19 protein-coding genes and 2 pseudogenes are annotated in these 17,745 nt (G+C 59.6%); 14 read left to right on the top strand and 7 right to left on the bottom strand.

All coding sequences use genetic code 11. The features are described from left to right. Positions 1 to 364 precede the first annotated feature (364 nt). Complete coding sequence (locus GGI60_RS15105) at positions 365 to 1,507, bottom strand: AraC family transcriptional regulator (RefSeq protein ID WP_183917005.1); 1,143 nt, start codon at positions 1,505 to 1,507, stop codon at positions 365 to 367. Positions 1,508 to 1,860: 353 nt separating this feature from the next. On the opposite strand from GGI60_RS15105, the gene GGI60_RS15100 reads away from it, so the two are divergent. Next, positions 1,861 to 2,028: a hypothetical protein gene (locus GGI60_RS15100; RefSeq protein WP_183934463.1), complete on the top strand. Its 168-nt coding sequence runs from the start codon at positions 1,861 to 1,863 to the stop codon at positions 2,026 to 2,028. 139 nt (positions 2,029 to 2,167) lie between these two features. Then, a complete protein-coding gene (locus GGI60_RS15095; RefSeq protein WP_064684714.1) occupies positions 2,168 to 2,368 on the top strand; it encodes a hypothetical protein in 201 nt (66 codons plus the stop codon). A gap of 321 nt (positions 2,369 to 2,689) precedes the next feature. Here the strand turns inward: GGI60_RS15095 and GGI60_RS15090 are convergent, their stop codons facing one another. Continuing rightward, positions 2,690 to 2,914, bottom strand: a complete 225-nt coding sequence (locus tag GGI60_RS15090; protein WP_020923200.1) for a hypothetical protein — start codon at positions 2,912 to 2,914, stop codon at positions 2,690 to 2,692. Between the two features lie 466 nt (positions 2,915 to 3,380). On the opposite strand from GGI60_RS15090, the gene GGI60_RS15085 reads away from it, so the two are divergent. Continuing rightward, on the top strand, positions 3,381 to 3,866 hold the full coding sequence (locus GGI60_RS15085; protein ID WP_183917003.1) for a DMT family transporter: 486 nt from the start codon (positions 3,381 to 3,383) through the stop codon (positions 3,864 to 3,866). Beyond that, entirely contained in the window at positions 3,863 to 4,303 is a 441-nt protein-coding gene (locus GGI60_RS15080) for a DMT family transporter (protein WP_183917001.1), read from the top strand. Before GGI60_RS15085 ends, GGI60_RS15080 begins: the two co-directional genes overlap by 4 nt. A gap of 80 nt (positions 4,304 to 4,383) precedes the next feature. Here GGI60_RS15080 and yghX read toward each other — a convergent pair whose 3' ends face one another. Further along, positions 4,384 to 5,271: a YghX family hydrolase gene (gene yghX, locus GGI60_RS15075; protein ID WP_183916999.1), complete on the bottom strand. Its 888-nt coding sequence runs from the start codon at positions 5,269 to 5,271 to the stop codon at positions 4,384 to 4,386. A gap of 318 nt (positions 5,272 to 5,589) precedes the next feature. Between yghX and GGI60_RS15070 the strand changes: the two genes are divergently transcribed. The 6 genes and pseudogenes from GGI60_RS15070 to repC all read left to right on the top strand — a co-directional run. Continuing rightward, positions 5,590 to 6,747, top strand: a complete 1,158-nt coding sequence (locus GGI60_RS15070) for a Gfo/Idh/MocA family protein (RefSeq protein WP_183916997.1) — start codon at positions 5,590 to 5,592, stop codon at positions 6,745 to 6,747. A gap of 13 nt (positions 6,748 to 6,760) precedes the next feature. Continuing rightward, the gene (locus GGI60_RS15065) at positions 6,761 to 7,645 is read left to right on the top strand and encodes a carbohydrate ABC transporter permease (RefSeq protein WP_064812254.1); all 885 of its coding nucleotides are present in this window, start codon (positions 6,761 to 6,763) and stop codon (positions 7,643 to 7,645) included. Beyond that, positions 7,642 to 8,499: a carbohydrate ABC transporter permease gene (locus GGI60_RS15060; RefSeq protein WP_183916995.1), complete on the top strand. Its 858-nt coding sequence runs from the start codon at positions 7,642 to 7,644 to the stop codon at positions 8,497 to 8,499. Before GGI60_RS15065 ends, GGI60_RS15060 begins: the two co-directional genes overlap by 4 nt. A gap of 74 nt (positions 8,500 to 8,573) precedes the next feature. Continuing rightward, the gene (locus GGI60_RS15055; protein ID WP_183917042.1) at positions 8,574 to 9,779 is read left to right on the top strand and encodes an ABC transporter substrate-binding protein; all 1,206 of its coding nucleotides are present in this window, start codon (positions 8,574 to 8,576) and stop codon (positions 9,777 to 9,779) included. A gap of 92 nt (positions 9,780 to 9,871) precedes the next feature. Next, positions 9,872 to 11,005, top strand: coding sequence for an ABC transporter ATP-binding protein (locus GGI60_RS15050; RefSeq protein WP_183916993.1), 1,134 nt, complete (start codon positions 9,872 to 9,874; stop codon positions 11,003 to 11,005). A 256-nt stretch (positions 11,006 to 11,261) separates the two neighbouring features. Then, a pseudogene (repC, locus tag GGI60_RS15045) lies at positions 11,262 to 11,516 on the top strand (replication initiation protein RepC); the annotation flags it as partial. Positions 11,517 to 11,753: 237 nt separating this feature from the next. Here the strand turns inward: repC and GGI60_RS32770 are convergent. After that, a pseudogene (locus GGI60_RS32770) lies at positions 11,754 to 12,565 on the bottom strand (type IV toxin-antitoxin system AbiEi family antitoxin domain-containing protein). 38 nt (positions 12,566 to 12,603) lie between these two features. After that, entirely contained in the window at positions 12,604 to 12,909 is a 306-nt protein-coding gene (locus GGI60_RS15035; RefSeq protein WP_183917040.1) for an HU family DNA-binding protein, read from the bottom strand. Between the two features lie 97 nt (positions 12,910 to 13,006). On the opposite strand from GGI60_RS15035, the gene GGI60_RS15030 reads away from it, so the two are divergent. Both GGI60_RS15030 and GGI60_RS15025 read left to right on the top strand, forming a co-directional pair. Next, complete coding sequence (locus GGI60_RS15030) at positions 13,007 to 13,354, top strand: ArsR/SmtB family transcription factor (RefSeq protein WP_183916991.1); 348 nt, start codon at positions 13,007 to 13,009, stop codon at positions 13,352 to 13,354. Then, positions 13,347 to 13,850: an SRPBCC family protein gene (locus tag GGI60_RS15025; RefSeq protein WP_183916989.1), complete on the top strand. Its 504-nt coding sequence runs from the start codon at positions 13,347 to 13,349 to the stop codon at positions 13,848 to 13,850. Before GGI60_RS15030 ends, GGI60_RS15025 begins: the two co-directional genes overlap by 8 nt. Before the next feature lie 273 nt (positions 13,851 to 14,123). Here GGI60_RS15025 and GGI60_RS15020 read toward each other — a convergent pair whose 3' ends face one another. Both GGI60_RS15020 and GGI60_RS15015 read right to left on the bottom strand, forming a co-directional pair. Next, positions 14,124 to 15,332 carry an MFS transporter gene (locus tag GGI60_RS15020; RefSeq protein ID WP_183916987.1) on the bottom strand — a complete coding sequence of 403 codons (1,209 nt, stop codon included), beginning with the start codon at positions 15,330 to 15,332 and terminating at the stop codon, positions 14,124 to 14,126. Positions 15,333 to 15,392: 60 nt separating this feature from the next. Beyond that, positions 15,393 to 16,373: an AraC family transcriptional regulator gene (locus GGI60_RS15015; protein WP_183916985.1), complete on the bottom strand. Its 981-nt coding sequence runs from the start codon at positions 16,371 to 16,373 to the stop codon at positions 15,393 to 15,395. Positions 16,374 to 16,672: 299 nt separating this feature from the next. Here GGI60_RS15015 and GGI60_RS32485 point away from each other — a divergent pair, with 299 nt between their 5' ends. Together GGI60_RS32485 and GGI60_RS15010 are read left to right on the top strand one after the other, a co-directional pair. After that, positions 16,673 to 16,804: a hypothetical protein gene (locus GGI60_RS32485; RefSeq protein ID WP_281414020.1), complete on the top strand. Its 132-nt coding sequence runs from the start codon at positions 16,673 to 16,675 to the stop codon at positions 16,802 to 16,804. Positions 16,805 to 17,166: 362 nt separating this feature from the next. After that, entirely contained in the window at positions 17,167 to 17,733 is a 567-nt protein-coding gene (locus GGI60_RS15010; protein ID WP_183916983.1) for a sugar transferase, read from the top strand. Positions 17,734 to 17,745 lie beyond the last annotated feature (12 nt).

Below are 17,745 nucleotides of genomic sequence, written 5' to 3'. Positions count from 1 at the left end.
CTTGCTCCCAACGTTGGCATTGACCAGCACGTCGAGAGGCGAGACTGTCGCATCTCTAACTGGCCCAACTGTCGCATTACTAAATAGCTCCTACAGTACGATGTGGCGTAATCTGTCTTATGGAACTCGATGGAGTCTAACGAACAGAAATGTTTTTCTCCTAGAAAATCAATAGCATATGGTCACATCGATCCAGCGACCAGCGCCTCGATCTCCGTAAATACCGGCGTCGGTCCAGCCGTTGCCTCGAACGATCATGTTGGCTGCATCGCGCGTCATGGAGCCGTTACGAAGCATCTGTTCAAGCGCTTGGCGATCGACCGGATCCGCGAAGAATGAATCTGAACTTCGCCATTCACCCGAATCAACGTGCGAGCGTCAGCCAGTCGCCGATCGTTGTCCCAAAATGCTGCATGGAACGTGTTGCGGGGATGGCCGGGCGCTCGGTGGCGATGGTCTTTCGGACTTCACGCGGGCTGAGGCCGAATTCATGGCTGAAGGCGCGTGTGAAATTGGCGGCAACGTCAAAGCCGGCGGCCTCGGCAATCTCCGAGATCGGCCTGTTGTCGGTCGGGTTGGTGAGATCCGCATATGCCTGCAGCAATCGACGTTTGCGGATGTAATTGAAGACGCCCCCGCTCGTTTCGAACAATTGGTAGAGCCGCGTCCGCGAGATGCCCAGCGCACGGCACATGACCTCCGGCGTCAAGCTATCGGAATGAAGATTGAGGTGAATATAGCGATGCGCCCGCTCCATCAGCCCCATATTTGCCTGTTCCTGAGCGCGATCCAAACTTGTGGACGATGCAGCGCATGCAACGACCATATCGCCGATCGTCCGTATGATCCGCGGTACCTCCTCCTGCGTCAAATTGCTGAGGTTCGCTTCCAGGCCGTTGATATAGCTGACGAGCAATTCAGCCAGGCTGCCGGAAAGGACGGTGTTGTTGGCGTTCTGCAGAAGACTCGCATCATGGGTCAACAGTTCATAGCGCAGGAAGACGAGCACGGCGACTGAATCGGTCATCCGCCCGCGGTAGGGATAACCCAGCGACCTGAAAAATATTTCGCCCGGGCCGGTCTCCGTTACATGGCGATTGGCCTCGGTCCAGGCCCGGCCGCTGCGCAGTACGCCGACGTTCCAGTGATCGATTGGGCTCGATCGCAGCATGGCCTGATCGCGAATATAGCTGCATGCCTGCGCGCGCTGCTGGACGATGAGGATATCGCCGAGATGCCAGCCGGTCTGTTCCGCAAGAAAACCGTCGTCCTCTGATTTTCCGTCAGGCAGATGAACATCCACAAGCGGCGCCATGTGGGATCGCCAGCCCTGGAACTGTTCTTTCGCCGGCAGGTCTTGCGTCGAAAATCGCAACGGCACCAGAGCCGGCGGAACGTCCGCCCGATGTTCTTTCTGCGGGGACGGTTCGCGCGGCCAGCGCCGCCGCTCCAAATGGGCCGGCCACTCCCGTCCACCAGCGGGGTCATCTCCAGACTCCGTAACCATCCAATCCTCCAGCGCATAGCCGATCCGGGCTGTTGAAACTGAAGCAAGCAATGGTTTTCACGGCTGAAACGTCCGCGCAACCCATCCGATGGACCGAATCGACTGAAGCTCTACGTGCATAAGCTACTTATCATATTCCTATGCGAGCAGAAATGGACGCACCGATAATTTTCAGGATGCGGCGATAACGACAATTGCGTCCTGTTGCTGTATCTAATTAAGCAATGGTTAATTCCGAAAACGTTCGGAAATTCCAAAAAGCTCACTTGCCGGTGCAATGCAGATTCAAAGCACCCTCAACGTGAAACGACACTTTATTCAAAACAAAAAATGCGAGAACAGGAGGATAGGTCGTGAACTATCTGGGCAATATTCGTGCGCGCTTTGCACGATCGTCGGCTAACAGCAGTTCTTCTCCGCACAACCATCAGGCACCAGGAAAAATTCCTGTCGCCAAACGTGCGGGTTTTCCCTGCTCACATTCATGCGAGACGCTCCTGAGGCCGGACATCGGCAACTGATGGCGCGCGAAGGGTTGCGCGCGGCCGAGGCCGTCTGTGTCGATGCGTAATGAGCCCGAGGCTTGCACGCAACCCTTACTATATCCACCCACTGGCGAATTTCTGCGAACGCTGCCCATGTGGCAGAATGGAGGCTAAGATGACTACCGCATGTGATGAGGAACATATCGAATTGAAGCCGCTTTCGAGCTGCAGACGAGAGGTCGAAGTCGCAATGGTTGAAATGCTCGTCAGTTTGCAGAAACATGGATGGTCGGCTGCGGAATTGGCCCTGGCGCTCGCAGATGCCTCCGAAGATCTCGTCATGCTGATCGCGACCAAAAAGCTTCGACCGCATTAATGCGTCTCGGAAATGCACAGCGGTTCCGGGATACCGACATGTATCCAAACAAGGAGCTAAAGCGCGTCGCATGAACCACTTTTGACGCGACGCGCTTTAAGAAAATGATCGCAGGGAATTATCCTGTTCTGTCTCGATGAGACGGTAGCACTGTCACGCGCCGCAGTGATTTCCATCACATCAATCGCCGCGCCGGAGATGGGTGGCGACGGTCGGCTCCTACAGGAGGGGGATTGATCGTCCGCATAAGAATGAGATCGAGGAAGCTGCGGCCGCTATCCTAAGATACCACCACCCGATCTCGCCGATTTGTTCTCGACCTTACTGGCCGGACTGTTCGTCCAGAGTGGAAAGCGCGTCCTGCAGCCTGAGCGCAGCCAGTGCCTTCGTTGCCTCGTCCGGGGACCATCCGGCCTCCAGCGCTGCGGAGAGAACGAGCGATTCCGTTTGCAGTTCGAGCTTTTCATAGAGCGGCTCGAGAGCCTCGCGGGCGGTGACAACGTGCTGGTCCGGCGGCGTGATGGGTGTCGCAGCAACCGTAGGCATAATGCTCCTCCTTTTGAACGCTAAGGTTCGAAACCCAATCGCAGGCATGCTTGTTCCGTCCACATCGCATTTTTTGGCCGTATCAAGGCTGGCGGAAACTGTTGCGAAACTCTGGACGGTCGCAACTTCGTCCGTCCCCTGGCGTCTCTAGGGCGGCAGCGAAAATCTTCGCTGGATGTGAACGAACGGACAGGCTACCGCACAATTGCCGAAAGCGGAAGCGATTTACGGCAATCCCCCATTTTGCGCCTTGTACCGCGGATTTCGAAAGACGGGCGCGCTATCAGCAACGCCGCCATATCCGGCGAAATCTTGCGCGAATGACGATTGAGACGGCATGTTCCTGTGGTCGCGACCGTCCCTGGCAGAGCATGATGCGTCCGAAAACCGCTCACACTTTTCGGCATCATGCGCTAGTGGCAATTTGAAACCATCCGCCGCAACCGATTCTCCCACGAGATCTCCAATGACCATCGACGCCGCACGAAATCCGCAGCCGATCTATTTTGCCGGCGCTTTTGCCACGGGCGGGCTCCTGACTTTCATGGTGCACCTGAACGGCGAGCTGGCACGCTACGGGAATCCGCTGTTTTCCTCCTGGACCGCGCACGGCACCGGCATGGTCGCTGCCGTCATTCTTCTCCTGCTGGTCCACCGGCGGCGCAAGCCAAAGCCGGAACAAGGCCTGCGCGCGCCTCTATGGGCCTATTTCGGCGGGCTCTCCGGCGCGGCAACGGTCATGCTGACCTCGACCACGGTCAACTCACCGCTCGGGCTCTCCGGCACCTTGGCTCTCGGGCTGGCAGGCCAGGTCGTCTTCAGCGTCGCGGCCGACAGCTGGGGACTGTTCGGCATGCAGAAACGGCATCCTGATACCCGCGACATCGCGGCACTCGGCCTGGTCGTTGCGGGAGCGGCGCTGATCATCCTCTTCGGGCGAGGTGCGGCATGACGCTCTTCATTCTGCTTGCTTGCCTCGGCGGCGTGCTCGTCGGCCTCAGCCGCCAGCTCAATGGGCGGCTGAGCCTCTCGACGACGCCGCTGATCGCATCCTTCTGGAATCACGCCATAGGTTTCGCCGCACTGAGCTGCCTCGGTCTCTTCGTCGGCGGCCTGCTTCCTGCGGGTGCTGCCGAGGCGCCCTGGTATGCCTATCTCGGCGGTCCGCTCGGCGTCGTCTTCGTGGCGGCCGGCAGCTGGGCGATCGCGCGGATCGGCGCGGTCAACTCGGCTCTGCTGATCATCGGCGGGCAGATGGTCACGGGAGTGGCGTTTGATTATGTCAGCGGCGTGCCGGCGTCGTTCTGGGCGAACGCCGGCGGAATTGTGCTTATCGTCGCTGGAATGATGGTCAGTCGGGGACGGCGCAAGGTCGAGCGTTCGCGATAGCCGTACTCGACATTTGCCGGGCTGGTGCAGCCCGGCGGGACGGCGGAGATGCCTCCCCGTCGCGTCGGGTCGCTGCGTTCTCAGGCAAGGTATTTGGTAAACCAGTCGACCGTTCGCTGCCAGGCGAGCTTGGCCGCCGCTTCGTCATAGCGCGGCGTGGTATCGTTGTGGAAGCCGTGATTCACGTCGGGGTAGATATAGGCCTCGTAGGTCTTGCCGGCCGATTTCAGCGCCGCTTCATAGGCAGGCCAGCCTTCGTTGACGCCCTTGTCCAGCCCGGCATAATGGAGAAGCAATGGCGCTTTGATCTTCGGCACGTCTTCGGCGCGCGGCTGCCGGCCGTAGAACGGCACGGCGGCGGCAAGTTCGGGATAGGCGACTGCCGCGGCATTGGCGACACCGCCGCCGTAGCAGAAGCCGACAATACCGACCTTGCCGGTGGTGAGCTCGCTCTTCATCAGATACTCGACCGCCGCGAAGAAGTCATTCATCAGCTTTTCCGGATCGACCTTCTGCTGCAACTCCCGTCCCTTTTCGTCATTGCCGGGATAGCCGCCGACCGAGGTGAGGCCGTCCGGCGCCAGCGCAATGAAGCCGGCCTTCGCCACGCGCCGCGCCACGTCTTCGATATAGGGGTTCAGGCCTCTGTTCTCGTGCACGACCACGACGGCGGCGACCTTGCCGGTGGCGTTTTTGGGGCGGACGAGATAGCCGCGCACATCGCCATTTCCTTGCGGCGAGGCATAGGTGATGTATTCGGCGGAGATGTCAGGATCGGTTGCCTCGACCTGGGTCGCCAGCGCATAATTCGGGCTCAGCGACGCCAGAATGGCGGCCGCCGTCACGCCGCCGACGGCGAATTTACCGGCCCGGTCGAGAAACTCGCGCTTGGTGATCCTCCCATGCGCATAATAATCATAGAGTTCGAGCAGCTCCTGTGGGAAATCCTTGGCTGTCATGCCGGTCATAATGGCTCCTCCTGGCCTCGGGTTCTCGCCCATCCTACACGCGCAGGCGCGCTCGACTTTTCAATATTTCGCGAGTTTCGCGTGAGCTTGCCGGCGCGATTGCCGCCGGTTGCACTCATGCCCGTCGTCTGCGCCCCTGGGCTTGACCGTGCGTCCGCCTCCGCATCCCGACGTTGACAGTGCCTGATCGAAAGCCGGCTGGCGAATTATGAAAATCAATTTCATGCTCGCGTCTTGCGGCCCGTTTTCTATTGACGCCTTCTGATTTTTGTCCCAACTTAAAGAAAATAAATTACTTAAATCGGGAACTGGATCGGCATGAAAGTGGGCATCATCGGGCTCGGATTCCGGCTCGGCTACCTCGGTTACGTCTTCAAAGCGATCGATAGCGGCTTCGACATCGTCGGCTATGTGGATCCGGATCCCGCCGGCCTTCCCGGTTTGACGGAAAAGGGCATTTCGGCCGGCAAGGCCTATGCTTCGCCGGAAGAGCTGCTCGCCTCCGAAAAGCTCGATCTGCTGATGATCGGCTCGCCCAATCACATGCATCTCGGCCATATCAGGCTCGGGCTGCAGGCCGGCCTCAAGGTCTTCTGCGAAAAGCCGATCGTCACGACAATTGCCGAAAGCATCGAGCTGGCGCATCTGATGGCGAAGTTCGGCCACGAGCGGCTGATGGTCGGCCTGGTGCTGCGCTACTCCCCTCTTTACAAGGACCTGCGCGCCATCCAGGCCGAGGGCAAGCTCGGCCAGATCGTCTCGATCGAGGCATCCGAACACATCGAGCCCTATCACGGCGCCTTCTTCATGCGCGACTGGCGCCGTTACGAGCGTTATTCCGGCAGCTTCATGCTGGAGAAATGCTGCCACGACCTCGACCTTTATAATGGCGTCGTCGGCGCGCGGCCGGAACGGGTCGCCAGTTTCGGCGGCCGCAAGAGCTTCATCCCGGCCAACGACCCGGCGCGCGAGGGCATCAACGACCTCGAGCTTTTCCACCGCAAGCCGAGCGGCTGGATGGGATCGGACAAGGTCTTCGACAGCGATGCCGACATCATCGATTACCAGGTGGCGATCGTCGAATATGAAAACGGCGTCGGCATGAACTTCCACACCAATCTAAACGTGCCCGACCAGTTCCGCCGCTTCGCCATCATGGGCTCGCGCGGCATGGCCGAAGGCGATTTCGTCCGCGGCTATCTCGACGTGCACGAGCAGCTGACCGGCAAGAAGGTAGTGGAAAACAAATATGCCGCCACCGAGCTCTCCCAGCATTACGGAGCCGATGAACAGATGGCGAGCGACCTCCTGGAGAGCGTGCGCACCGGGCTCGAATTGCCGGTTTCCACGCTGAATGCGCTCGAAGCCGGCATCCTGGCGCTGGCGATGGACGAAGCGAGGATGAAGAAAACCGTCGTCGATCTGCGTCCGATCTGGGACCGCTTCGACGAGGCCCTTCACGCAAGAGCGGCTTGAGGACGGCGGCAAGATGAGTGTCCAACGAAGCGCCTTCATCTTTGCCTGGATCCTTCTTCTCCCGGCCGTTCTCTATGTTCTCGCCATCGTCGCCTATCCCCTGGTCGATACGTTCATTCTCTCCTTCACCGACGCGTCGCTGAAGAAGACCACCAATTGGGTCGGCTGGATCAATTACGAGAAGATCTTCAACGCCACCTTCGCTGAGGTGATCCTGCGCACCTTCATCTGGACCTTCTTCTCGGTCGCGCTGAAAATGGTGATCGGCACCTTCGGCGCCTGCATGCTGAACGCCGCCGTGCCCGGCCGCTCGCTGTTCCGGCTCTTGACCATGCCGCCTTGGATCGTGCCGATGGCAATCGGCATCTTCATGTGGGGCTGGATGTATAATGGCCAGTTCGGGATGATCTCGGGCCTGTTGCAGCGCTTCGGCCTGGTCGACGGCCCGGTCGCCTTCCTCGCCTATGGCAGCACCGCCTTCTGGGCGACGATCGTCACCGACGTCTGGATCGGCGTGCCGCTGGTGACGATCTATTTTCTGGCGGCGATCCAGTCGATTCCCAAGGATCTCTATGAGGCCGCCTGGACCGATGGCGCCGGCCGCTGGTACCGCTTCCGCCGCATCACCCTGCCGCTGATGGTGCCCGCCATCATCACCATGTCGATGCTGTCCTTGATCGCCACCTTCAACTCGTTCGACATCATCTGGATCCTGACGCAGGGCGGCCCGAGCGGCGAGACGACGACGATGATCATCGATACCTATCAGACCGCGATCGGCTCGAAGAAATACGGGGAAGGTGCGGCGCGCGCCGTCTTGATCTGCATCTTCCTGTCGCTCTTCTGCTTCGCCTATTTCCGCGTCACCCGCCGCCTCAATCCGGAGAAGCGCGCATGAGCAGTGCTGCCATGATCGACCGTTACCGCTGGTGGGAGATCATCCTGATCTATTGCGGCATCGCGGTGTTCCTGTTCTTCGTGCTGGCGCCCTTCGTCGAGGGCTTCCTGGTGTCGCTGAAGCCACTCGCCCAGCTCTTCTCCTCGCCCTACCGCTTCTGGCCGGAGAACGGCTCGTTCGAAGCCTACCGGACGATGTGGATCAGCGTGCCGGGCTTCGGACGCTACATCTTCAACTCCTTCTTCATCTCGATCATCGTCACGCTGATCGTGCTCTGCCTCGTCATTCCGGCGGCCTATGCCTTCGCCAAGTTCGAATTCAGGGGCATGGGCATCCTGCTCGGCGCCTTCCTGACGGTGAACATGTTCTCCGGCGCCGTGCTCTTGATCCCGCTCTTCCGGCTGATGCGCAGCATGGGCGTGCTCAACACCTATCTCGCCATGATCGTGCCGGGAGTAGCCTTCCTTATCCCGTCGGCGATCTGGCTGCTGCGCACCTACATGATCCGCATTCCCCAGGAGCTCAACGAAGCCGCCTTCATGGATGGCGCCAGCCACTTCTACACGCTTCGTCGCGTTATCCTGCCCATTGCGATGCCGGGAATCATCGTCGTCGCCATTACCACCTTCATCGGCGCTTACGCCCAGCAATTCATCTTCGCGCTGACCTTCAACTCGAAGAGTGAATACATGCCCTTGCCGGTGGGGCTCTTTGCTTACTTCGGCAAGCAGGAGGTCATCTGGAACGAACTGATGGCGGCTTCCTTCGTCGGCATCGCGCCGGCGATGGTCGTCATCTTCTTCCTTCAGCGTTACCTTGTCGGCGGTCTGACCGCCGGTGCGGTGAAACAATAAGATTATAAAAACGAGTGAACAGCTAACAACCAAACGGGAGTCACGACGTGAGCATAACAATCAAGACAGGCCTTATGGCGCTCGCCTTGCTCGGTTCGACGGCATTGACCGCGGTCACTGCCCATGCCGCCGACAGGGAAATCAGCTGGATCTATTGCGGCGACACGATCGACCCGGTCCACACCAAATACATCAAGCAGTGGGAAGAAAAGAACGCCGGCTGGAAGGTCACGCCTGAAGTTGTCGGCTGGGCGCAGTGCCAGGACAAGGCAACGACGCTCGCCGCCGCCGGCACGCCGGTTGCCATGGCCTATGTCGGCTCGCGCACGCTGAAGGAGTTCGCCCAGAACGATCTCATCGTCAAGGTGCCGATGACCGATGAGGAAAAGAAGGCTTACTATCCCCACATCGTCGACACGGTGACCTTCGAGGGCACCCAGTGGGGCGTTCCGATCGCCTTCTCCACCAAGGCGCTCTACTGGAACAAGGACCTCTTCAAGCAGGCGGGCCTCGATCCCGAGAAGCCGCCGAAGACCTGGGCCGAAGAAATCGAAATGGCAAAGACCATCAAGGAAAAGACCGGCATTCCGGGCTTCGGTCTCTCGGCCAAGACCTTCGACAACACGATGCACCAGTTCATGCATTGGGTTTACACCAACAATGGCAGCGTGATCGATGCCGACGGCAAGATCACCCTCGACAGCCCGCAGATTCTCGCCGCGCTGAAGGCCTACAAGGATATCGTTCCCTACTCCGAAGAAGGCCCGACGGCCTATGAGCAGAACGAAGTCCGCGCCATCTTCCTCGACGGCAAGGTCGCCATGATCCAGGCCGGATCGGGTGCGGCCTCCCGCCTGAAGGAGACGAAGATCAACTGGGGCATTACGACCCTGCCGCTCGGCCCCGATGCCAAAGGCCCCGGCACGCTGCTGATCACCGACAGCCTGGCGATCTTCAAGGGTTCCGGCGTCGAGGACAAGGCGACCGAATTCGCCAAGTTCATCACCTCGCCGGATGTGCAGTCGGAATACGAGCTGCAGGGCGGCGCCGGCCTCACGCCCCTGCGTCCCTCGAAGAAGGTCGACGAATTCGTCGCCAAGGACCCCTATTGGAAGCCGCTTATCGAAGGCATCAGCTATGGTGGTCCCGAGCCGCTCTTCACTGACTATAAGGGCTTCCAGAACTCGATGATCGAGATGATCCAGTCGGTCGTCACAGGCAAGGCCGAACCGGAAGCCGCGCTGAAGAAGGCTGCCGGCGAAATCGAAGCCTTCAAGTAAGCCCTCCTGAATCTCCCTGGGGTCGCGGTGCAAGCCGCGGCCCCCACCCCTCTATCGAATGTGCGACGAAGACCGCCGGCGGAGACAGATTTTTGGGACAGCTCCTTCTCAACAACGTTCAGAAATTCTACGGCGACTACGAAGTTCTGAAGGGCGTGCAGCTCGAGGTGAAGAACGGCGAATTCGTCGTCTTCGTCGGGCCGTCAGGCTGCGGCAAGTCCACGCTGCTGCGGATGATCGCCGGCCTCGATGCGACGACGGCGGGCGATATCGTCATCAACGGCGTCAGGGTCAACGACCTGCCGCCGGTCAAGCGCGGCATTGCCATGGTGTTCCAGTCCTACGCGCTCTATCCGCACATGACGGTTTTCGAGAACATCGCCTTCCCCCTGCGCGTCGAAAAGATGGAAGAGGCAAAGCTCAAGGCCAAGGTGGAAAACGCCGCGCGCATCCTGCATCTCGACCAGCGGCTGCAGCAGAAACCCGGCATGCTCTCCGGCGGCCAGCGCCAGCGCGTCGCCATCGGCCGCGCCATCGTGCGCGAACCGAAGATCTTCCTGTTCGACGAGCCGCTCTCCAACCTCGACGCGGCGCTGCGCGCCGACATGCGCATCGAGCTTGCCAAGCTGCACCGGCAGCTGAAGGCGACGATGATTTATGTGACGCATGACCAAGTCGAGGCCATGACCATGGCCGACCGCATCGTCGTGCTCGACGCCGGCAATATCTCGCAGACCGGCGCGCCTCTGGAGCTTTACCACAAGCCCGCCAACCAGTTCGTCGCCGGCTTCATCGGCAACCCCAAAATGAATTTTCTCCCCGTCACCTGCAAGGGCGTCAGCGCGAGCGGCGTCGAAGTCGATTATCTCGGCCAGACTGCCCTTCTGCCGGTGACACCACGCGACAGCATGGCCGGCAAGACCCTGACGCTCGGCATCCGCCCGGAGCACATCCAGCTGAATGGCGGCGACATCGTCTTCACCGTCACCCCGACGGTCATCGAACGCCTCGGCGCCAACACTGTCGCCTATGCCTCGCTCAACGGAGAGGCCGAGAATTTCTGCGCCATGCTCCCCGGCAGCGTCGGCATCCGCCCCGACACGCCGGTTGCCACCGGCATCAATGCCGCCGATTGCCATCTCTTCGACGAGGAAGGCATTGCGTTTGAGCGGCGTGTCGAGCTGACTGAAATCGATATGAATGTGATCAACCCGACGGCGGCTTGAGACGACTGGTTCGTAGTCGGCGATTAGTCCTGTAGCTCCGACCAAGAACTAATCGACGCCGTCCGCAACGATAGGCGGAAAAAAACCCGGAGCCTGCCGAGAAGCCCTTGGTCGTGGTGATGGCGGAGCTCCACCGCGCGCGAATCGAGACGTTCGCTCGGGCCAAGGGCATTACGGGCGTCGATCACCTGTTCGCCGAGCTTGATCGGCAGAATCTGCGGACAAATTGGCCTCCATGCAGGGGCACAGCTACTCGCTCGAGCGCGCAGCCTTCGTCGTTCGGTCGACGCTGGGGATAAGCCCGTCAGCCTACCAGGAGGCCTGCGAGATTATGGGGCCGGAAAATGCGGCGGTCGCTGTTGCCGGCATCCTGGAGCGCGTCAACATGATTAACTCGCCCGGCGGGTATCTTCGTGACCTGACGCGGCGAACCGAGCGTGGGGAATTCTCGCTGGGGCCTATGATCATGGCGTTGCTGAAGGCAAATGGTGTCGCGCAAGCGAAAGCGGGGTCGGGCGGCCGCGCCAATTTCGACGCCAATGAAATCGCGCTTACCTTTCAAAGCCTGGAAAACGAGTTGGTTGCGACCAACTGTTCTAAACCTTTGTAGTCGTTCACTTTTCGAACTTCGGGATTTTGGAGTAAAATCACCGGCCGGAATAAGGCGTTCCACTTAGACCGAGCGGCTGACCTCCGCATTCAGCGGCGCCAGCTGTGGGATTGACGACGAGTGAGGCGGCTAAGGCCATCATGTGAATAGCCGGTCGATCTCCTCGCGTTGTTCGGCGTGTTTGGGCGGATTGTCATTTCTTAGTTTTTGCAGGTTGAGGATCTTCCAGCGGACGGCCGACAAGTCGAGGGCGAGCGGCAAGCGTACCTCGAAGTCAGGTTCACCATCGTGAAGAGAGAGGAGAAACGGTCGGGCCTTAGCATCAAGGCGCGACTGGATGTCGTTCGGGAACCGCTCCGGACATCCAGCATTTCGTGCGGGGCCGCCCGGAACTCGCCACGTAAACAAGGATGGTACGAAACAGCGGGTCAGTCGGTCCCTCGTCCTGGACTCTTGTGCAGTCTGTGAGAAGTTCGGTCATGCGGCGCTGACGAAGGGTGGTAAGACCCTCGAAGATCGCATCGATGTTGTGAAAGCTTTCGTTTTCCGGCAGTTCGTCCAGCGCCTCGATAATGGCCTGCTTCGTCGTTGATGCGCGTATCGTCCAGCTCTGCAAAAACGGGATGTGGTTTCCGTCTGATTCCGCCGCCAGTGGTTCAATGCCGAGACCCGCCGTCTTGAGAGACGCGTGCTGCGGAGGATAGGGAAGCCATTGGCTGGGAGGTTCGCGAGCCAGCGCAGCGCATCGCCATAGATGAAGATTTTCTCGCCCCAAGTGCCAAGTAGTGCACATGACCACGAAGCGCCAGCGCCGTGCGGCCGCCAACATGGAATGGATAATCCATGATTGTCTGTGCAGACATGACGGCGATGCGCCAGTCGATGCGTTCCTTCGCTAGTTGGCAGGGCAGGGGGCCTCGGAATAAAATCGAGCGTGGAAGAACGAACACCTGGTCCCCGCGGACCGGGTGTGCTTGCTCAGACCGCTTTACTTGTTCAATGCGTCCTTAAGTGCCTTGGCCGGCGTAAACGCTAGCTTCCTGGCTGCTGCGACTTTGATGGTCGCGCCGGTCGCCGGATTGCGCGCCTCGCGCTCCGGCATTGCCTTCGCCTTGAACTTGCCAAATCCAGGCAGTGAGGTTTCGTTGCCGGCAATCGCGGCTTGAGTGATCGAGGCGATCACCGCTTCGACTATGGCCTTGCCCTGTGCCTTCGTCAGGCTGTGTTCACCCGCGATCTTGTCGGCGATTTCATTCGTGGAATCTCTCTGACCGGCCTGGTTTGCATTCGCCACTCCGGCGTCAAGGACTTCTTCGGATGATCGGTCTACGGCCTGGAAAGTTCGGAACGCTTGCGCTTCCTGCACAAGCAGGTTAGAAACACTGAACTAGATGGTTCAGTATGCAGATCCTCCCCTCGACCTCTCGTTTGCGGCGCTGTCCGATGCAACCCGCCGAGGGATCATCGATCAGCTTGGGCGGGGGGACGCGACGATCACCAGTCTGGCGGATCAGTTCCAGATGACGCTGACCGGCATGAAGAAGCACGTCCAGGTTCTCGAGCGGGCGGGGCTGGTCGTCACGCAGAAGGTCGGACGGGTGAGAACCTGCAAGCTTGGGACACGCGGCCTCAAGGCGGAGGCCGAGTGGATCGAGGCGCATCGCAAGCTCTTCGAGGCCCGCTTCGAAGCATTGGACGAGATCATCAGCGAGATGAAACGGGAGGGAAGCGATGACTGAGCGAGGTAACGGTGCAGGTGGTGCTGAGAACCGCACGTCGGTCGAGCGCAGAGGCGATCGCGAACTCCTGGTAACCAGGATATTCAATGCGCCGCCGAGCACGGTGTACAGGACGTGGAGCCAGCCCGAGCTGTTCCGGCGCTGGTGGGTGCCGAAATCGGTATCCGGCATTTCGCTCGTCTCATGCGAGATGGACGTGCGTACCGGCGGCAAATATCGGCTGGAATTCGGCGCCGACGGTTCGGACACCATGGCCTTTTACGGCAAATATCTCGAGGTGGTGCCGAACGAACGCATCGTCTGGACCAACGACGAGGGCGAAGAGGGCGCGATCACGACCGTGACCTTCGAGGATCAAGGCGGCAAGACACTCCTGACTTTCCACGAAGTCTATCCGTCCAAGCAGGCGCTCGAGGAAGCCCTGCAGGGCTCGGCGGCCGCATTGCCGGAGCAGCTGGAGCAGCTCGACGAATTGCTGTCCAGCATAGGCGGGTAGCGCCGGTCGGGGAAATCGCCTGGAGGGAGCGTCTGCTCTCGGGAAGCGGCCCCACCACGCTTTCCCGCCTGGGGCGCACACCGGCCCTGCTAGGCGTGAGCGCCGATCTTCCACGCCGCTTTAATCGAGATTGTTGTTGTCGCGGTTATCGGCGATCGGACGGTGCTCTCGCCGGAACGAGAAAGCACCGCCACGTCACGGATTTGCCTCACCCGGTACTCCGGCCACTTGAGACCTCGCCTCTTCTGCTCACCTTGGCCGGAGCTCCAAGAGTCAGCTGCGGGGCTGAAGCAACGCCAGAACGATAGTTGATGCCGCCAAGACGGCTGTAAATGTCAATGGCGCTGAGGCACCAAAGTGATCGACCATATAGCCGCCGAACAGCGCACCTATGCTGATGGCGACCTGGAACGAAACGACCATCAGGCTGCCAGCAGCCTCCAAGGCGTCTGCTGCGCCTCGGGACAAGTTGGTGGGCAGTACCACCGGTGCCATCCCAAAAGCGAAACCCCAAAGTGTAACCAGGGCAAACGCGATGCCGCTATATGCACCCCACAGTACGAGAGCAAGCGCCGAAAACGCCATCAATACGCCGGTGACAGCGAGCGCCATGTGGATATTTGCGTCTGCCAGTCGGCCGCCGGCGACATTGCCGATCACAGAGGCGATGCCAAACCCGAGGAGCGCCAGGGCAATCGGGCCGGTGCCAAGGAGCGTCACTTGTTCGAGGAAGGGTCGCACATAGACCGAGCCGGCAAAATGTCCCGTCATCAGCAAGAGGATAGCAAGCATTCCGAGTTGCACAGTGCGCCGTTTCGTCAGCCGGAAGACGTCGGAAAGACTGTTGCTTGTGCTTGCGGGTAGCGTCGGCAAGCTGAGTATCTGCAGCAGCATCGCAATCGCTGCGAGCCCTGCGGTCATGGCCGTGGCGGCACGCCAGCCGAGCCAATCGCTGATCAAGGCGCCCATGGATGGTGCAGCTATGGTGGCAAGAGAGACACCGAGGGTGACGATAGCCATACCCCGGCCTGTCGCATTGGTGCCAACCAATCTCGCCACGACGGCGACTGAAAGCGCCCAGAAACCACTGAGCGCGATGCCAAGCCCGGCTCGGCCCAACAACAATAGCCAAAAATCCGTCGCGAGCGCGGCCACCAGATTGGAGCCGATAGCCAAGGCACTTAGGCCAACCAGGACAGTCTTCCGGTTCAGTTTGCCGATGAGAACGTTGCTCAACAAGGCCGTCACCGCGCCAACAGACGCGGTGGCGGTGACAACCTGACCGGCGATTCCCTCGCTGACGCCAAGGTCACGCGCCATTGGGGTCAACAAACCTGCCGGCAGGAATTCAGCTGACACCAGCGCAAAGCTTGTGGCTGCCATTGAAATAACGGCGAACCAGGTCGTGGGGCTCCATGTACTCGGAACGGTAGAATCGAGGCCAATCGCGGGGCCGTCAACCTGTGATGTTGTGTCCGTCATTGAAGTACCTCCAAGGTTTGGAGGCTCTTAATAGCGGAGTCTTTCAGGATGATATGTGTCCTAAAGTCCGAATTCTATGTCCATTCGTCCGGAAATGGTGCGACGCACAACGCCAGGTGAAACGCTGGTGATGCGCTTGAAGGCGCGAGCGAAAGACGCTTCAGATTCATAGCCCAGTTGAGAAGCGACCTCGGCAACCGACATGTTTTGACCGAGCAACTCTCGTGCAAGCTGCATTCGCAGACGGGCGAGATACCGTGCCGCGCCTTCCCCTAAGATGGCGCTGAAGCGTTCCGCGAAGATCGAGCGCGATTGACCTGCCACGCCAGCAAGGGTCTCAAGCGTCCAGTCATGGCCGGGATCTCGGTGCATGGCTGCCAGCGCACGACCGATATGAGGATCACGGATCGCGGCGAGCCAGCCACTGGTGGAGGCGCCGCTGCAATTGACCCAGCAGCGAATAAGCCGCGCGACGAGGACGTCAGCCATGCGTGACAAGACCGTGGCGCTGCCTAGCTGGGGCTGCGACGCCTCTGCCGTCATGGCGGCGAGGAGGGGGCCGACGATCGGATCATTGCCAGCAACATCACAACCCTTGATGATCGGTGGCATCAGAGCGATCAACGGGTTGAGGGCATTCGCACCCAAAGCCATGGAACCGCAGAACAAGGTGCTCGTCGCTCCTGTTCCTTCCTGCACCACTTCGCAGACATTGCCCCCCAGCTTGGTGACCTGGCAGCTCTTGAGCGAGTCCCCGACAACATCGGGCTTGCTGGCCAGTCGGTGTTCGACACCTTGTGGCAACAACACCAGATCGCCGTCCTGCAACTCCTGCCATCCTTGCGCTTCGGTATGGATCCAGCATGGCCCCTCACTGACGAAATGAAAGCGAAGCAGCTGTTGCTGCGCAAAGGCGATGCTCCATGGATGACGTAGCTCGCAGCGGCCGTAATTGACTCCACTCAGGCGAAAGTCCCGGAGAATTTCGCTGAGTGCGTCCGTAGGAATTTGCGTCGGAGACTGGGATGAACGATCAAACATTTGGATAATTTATATGCCGACAGTCCGGACTGCAAGTAAAGGCATCCAGCTCTAGGTCATCAATGGGAATGGGAGCAACTGACCCTCCCAGTGTAGAATTCCAATGTCCAGCTAGCTGACCTGCGACCCCGCTCACCAATGGAACAAAAAGCCGACCAGAGCTCACGTATGGTGGTATCATCTTCACGATCGGCTTCGTTACAGGGACAAATCTGCAGATCGATCTCAAGCCGATCATCCTCAAGGCTCTACGTATTCAAGGAAACAACACGGGATCGGCGGGGGACTTCGGCAAGGCTATGAAGGCCATCGAGGCTGCCAAGATCGTTCTGGTGGTGGCCAAGCAATTCAGTATTGACGATGTCCCAGAAGCCTATCGCGAACAATCCAAGGGGCCGGTTGGGAAGCTCTCCATTCGATTGGACTGGTAAGTCGCTTTCTCAGGAATGTCCGGGCTTAGCGTAACCCTGCGCGGGCGCGAGCCAATGGACTCGGTCAACACCGAGATAATCGATCTTATCCACAAGGGCTGGGCCGGAAATGAGCGGAGAGTTTACCGTGGTAAACACGGGGCAGGGAGCTGAGCAACGGCGCGTAAAAATCTTCTCTTGAGCCTGATCGGGTTACGGTTTTCTGATTCACGAGGTGAGGCAAGGGACACTGGCGGTGATCAGTTGGCCGGTCATTGACGAAAGCGGCAACAACCGGAGTTGACGCGAAACGCCTTTTTGACGATACGGCGCGGTGGGGCGTATGGCGAAATCCCCATGAGGCGGTGGAACAAGTGCGGAGCATGGGTTTGAAACGGGCGGTCGATTTTCTTCTGGCTGTGATCGCGTCGGTCATCCTGCTCGTTCCGATCCTTGTCGTCGCTCTGTGTGTCCGGCTGACCTCGCCGGGGCCAATCCTCTACTGGTCAAAACGTGTCGGCCGCTTCAATCAGATCTTCCTGATGCCGAAATTTCGCAGCATGCGCGTCGACACGCCGACGGTTGCCACACATCTGCTCGAGAATCCGGATCGGTTTCTGACGCCCATCGGCTCGTTTCTGCGCAAATCAAGCCTCGACGAATTGCCGCAGCTCTGGTGCATTCTGGGCGGCAGGATGAGCTTTGTCGGGCCTCGGCCGGCGCTCTACAATCAGTATGACCTGATCGACCTGCGGACAGCCCACGGCGTCGATAAACTCCTGCCCGGATTGACCGGTTGGGCGCAGATCAACGGCCGCGACGAGTTGCCGATTCTGGAGAAGGTGAAATTCGATGTCGAATATCTCGAGCGGCGCTCGTTCGGTTTCGACATGCGCATTCTGTTTCTGACCGCCGGCAAGGTGATCGGCCGCAAGGGAATAAGGCATTAAGTTACCAACTTC

Source organism: Rhizobium lentis (assembly GCF_014200175.1).
Classification (GTDB): Bacteria; Pseudomonadota; Alphaproteobacteria; order Rhizobiales; family Rhizobiaceae; genus Rhizobium; species Rhizobium mulingense.
This window is presented reverse-complemented; position numbering and strand designations above follow the sequence as displayed.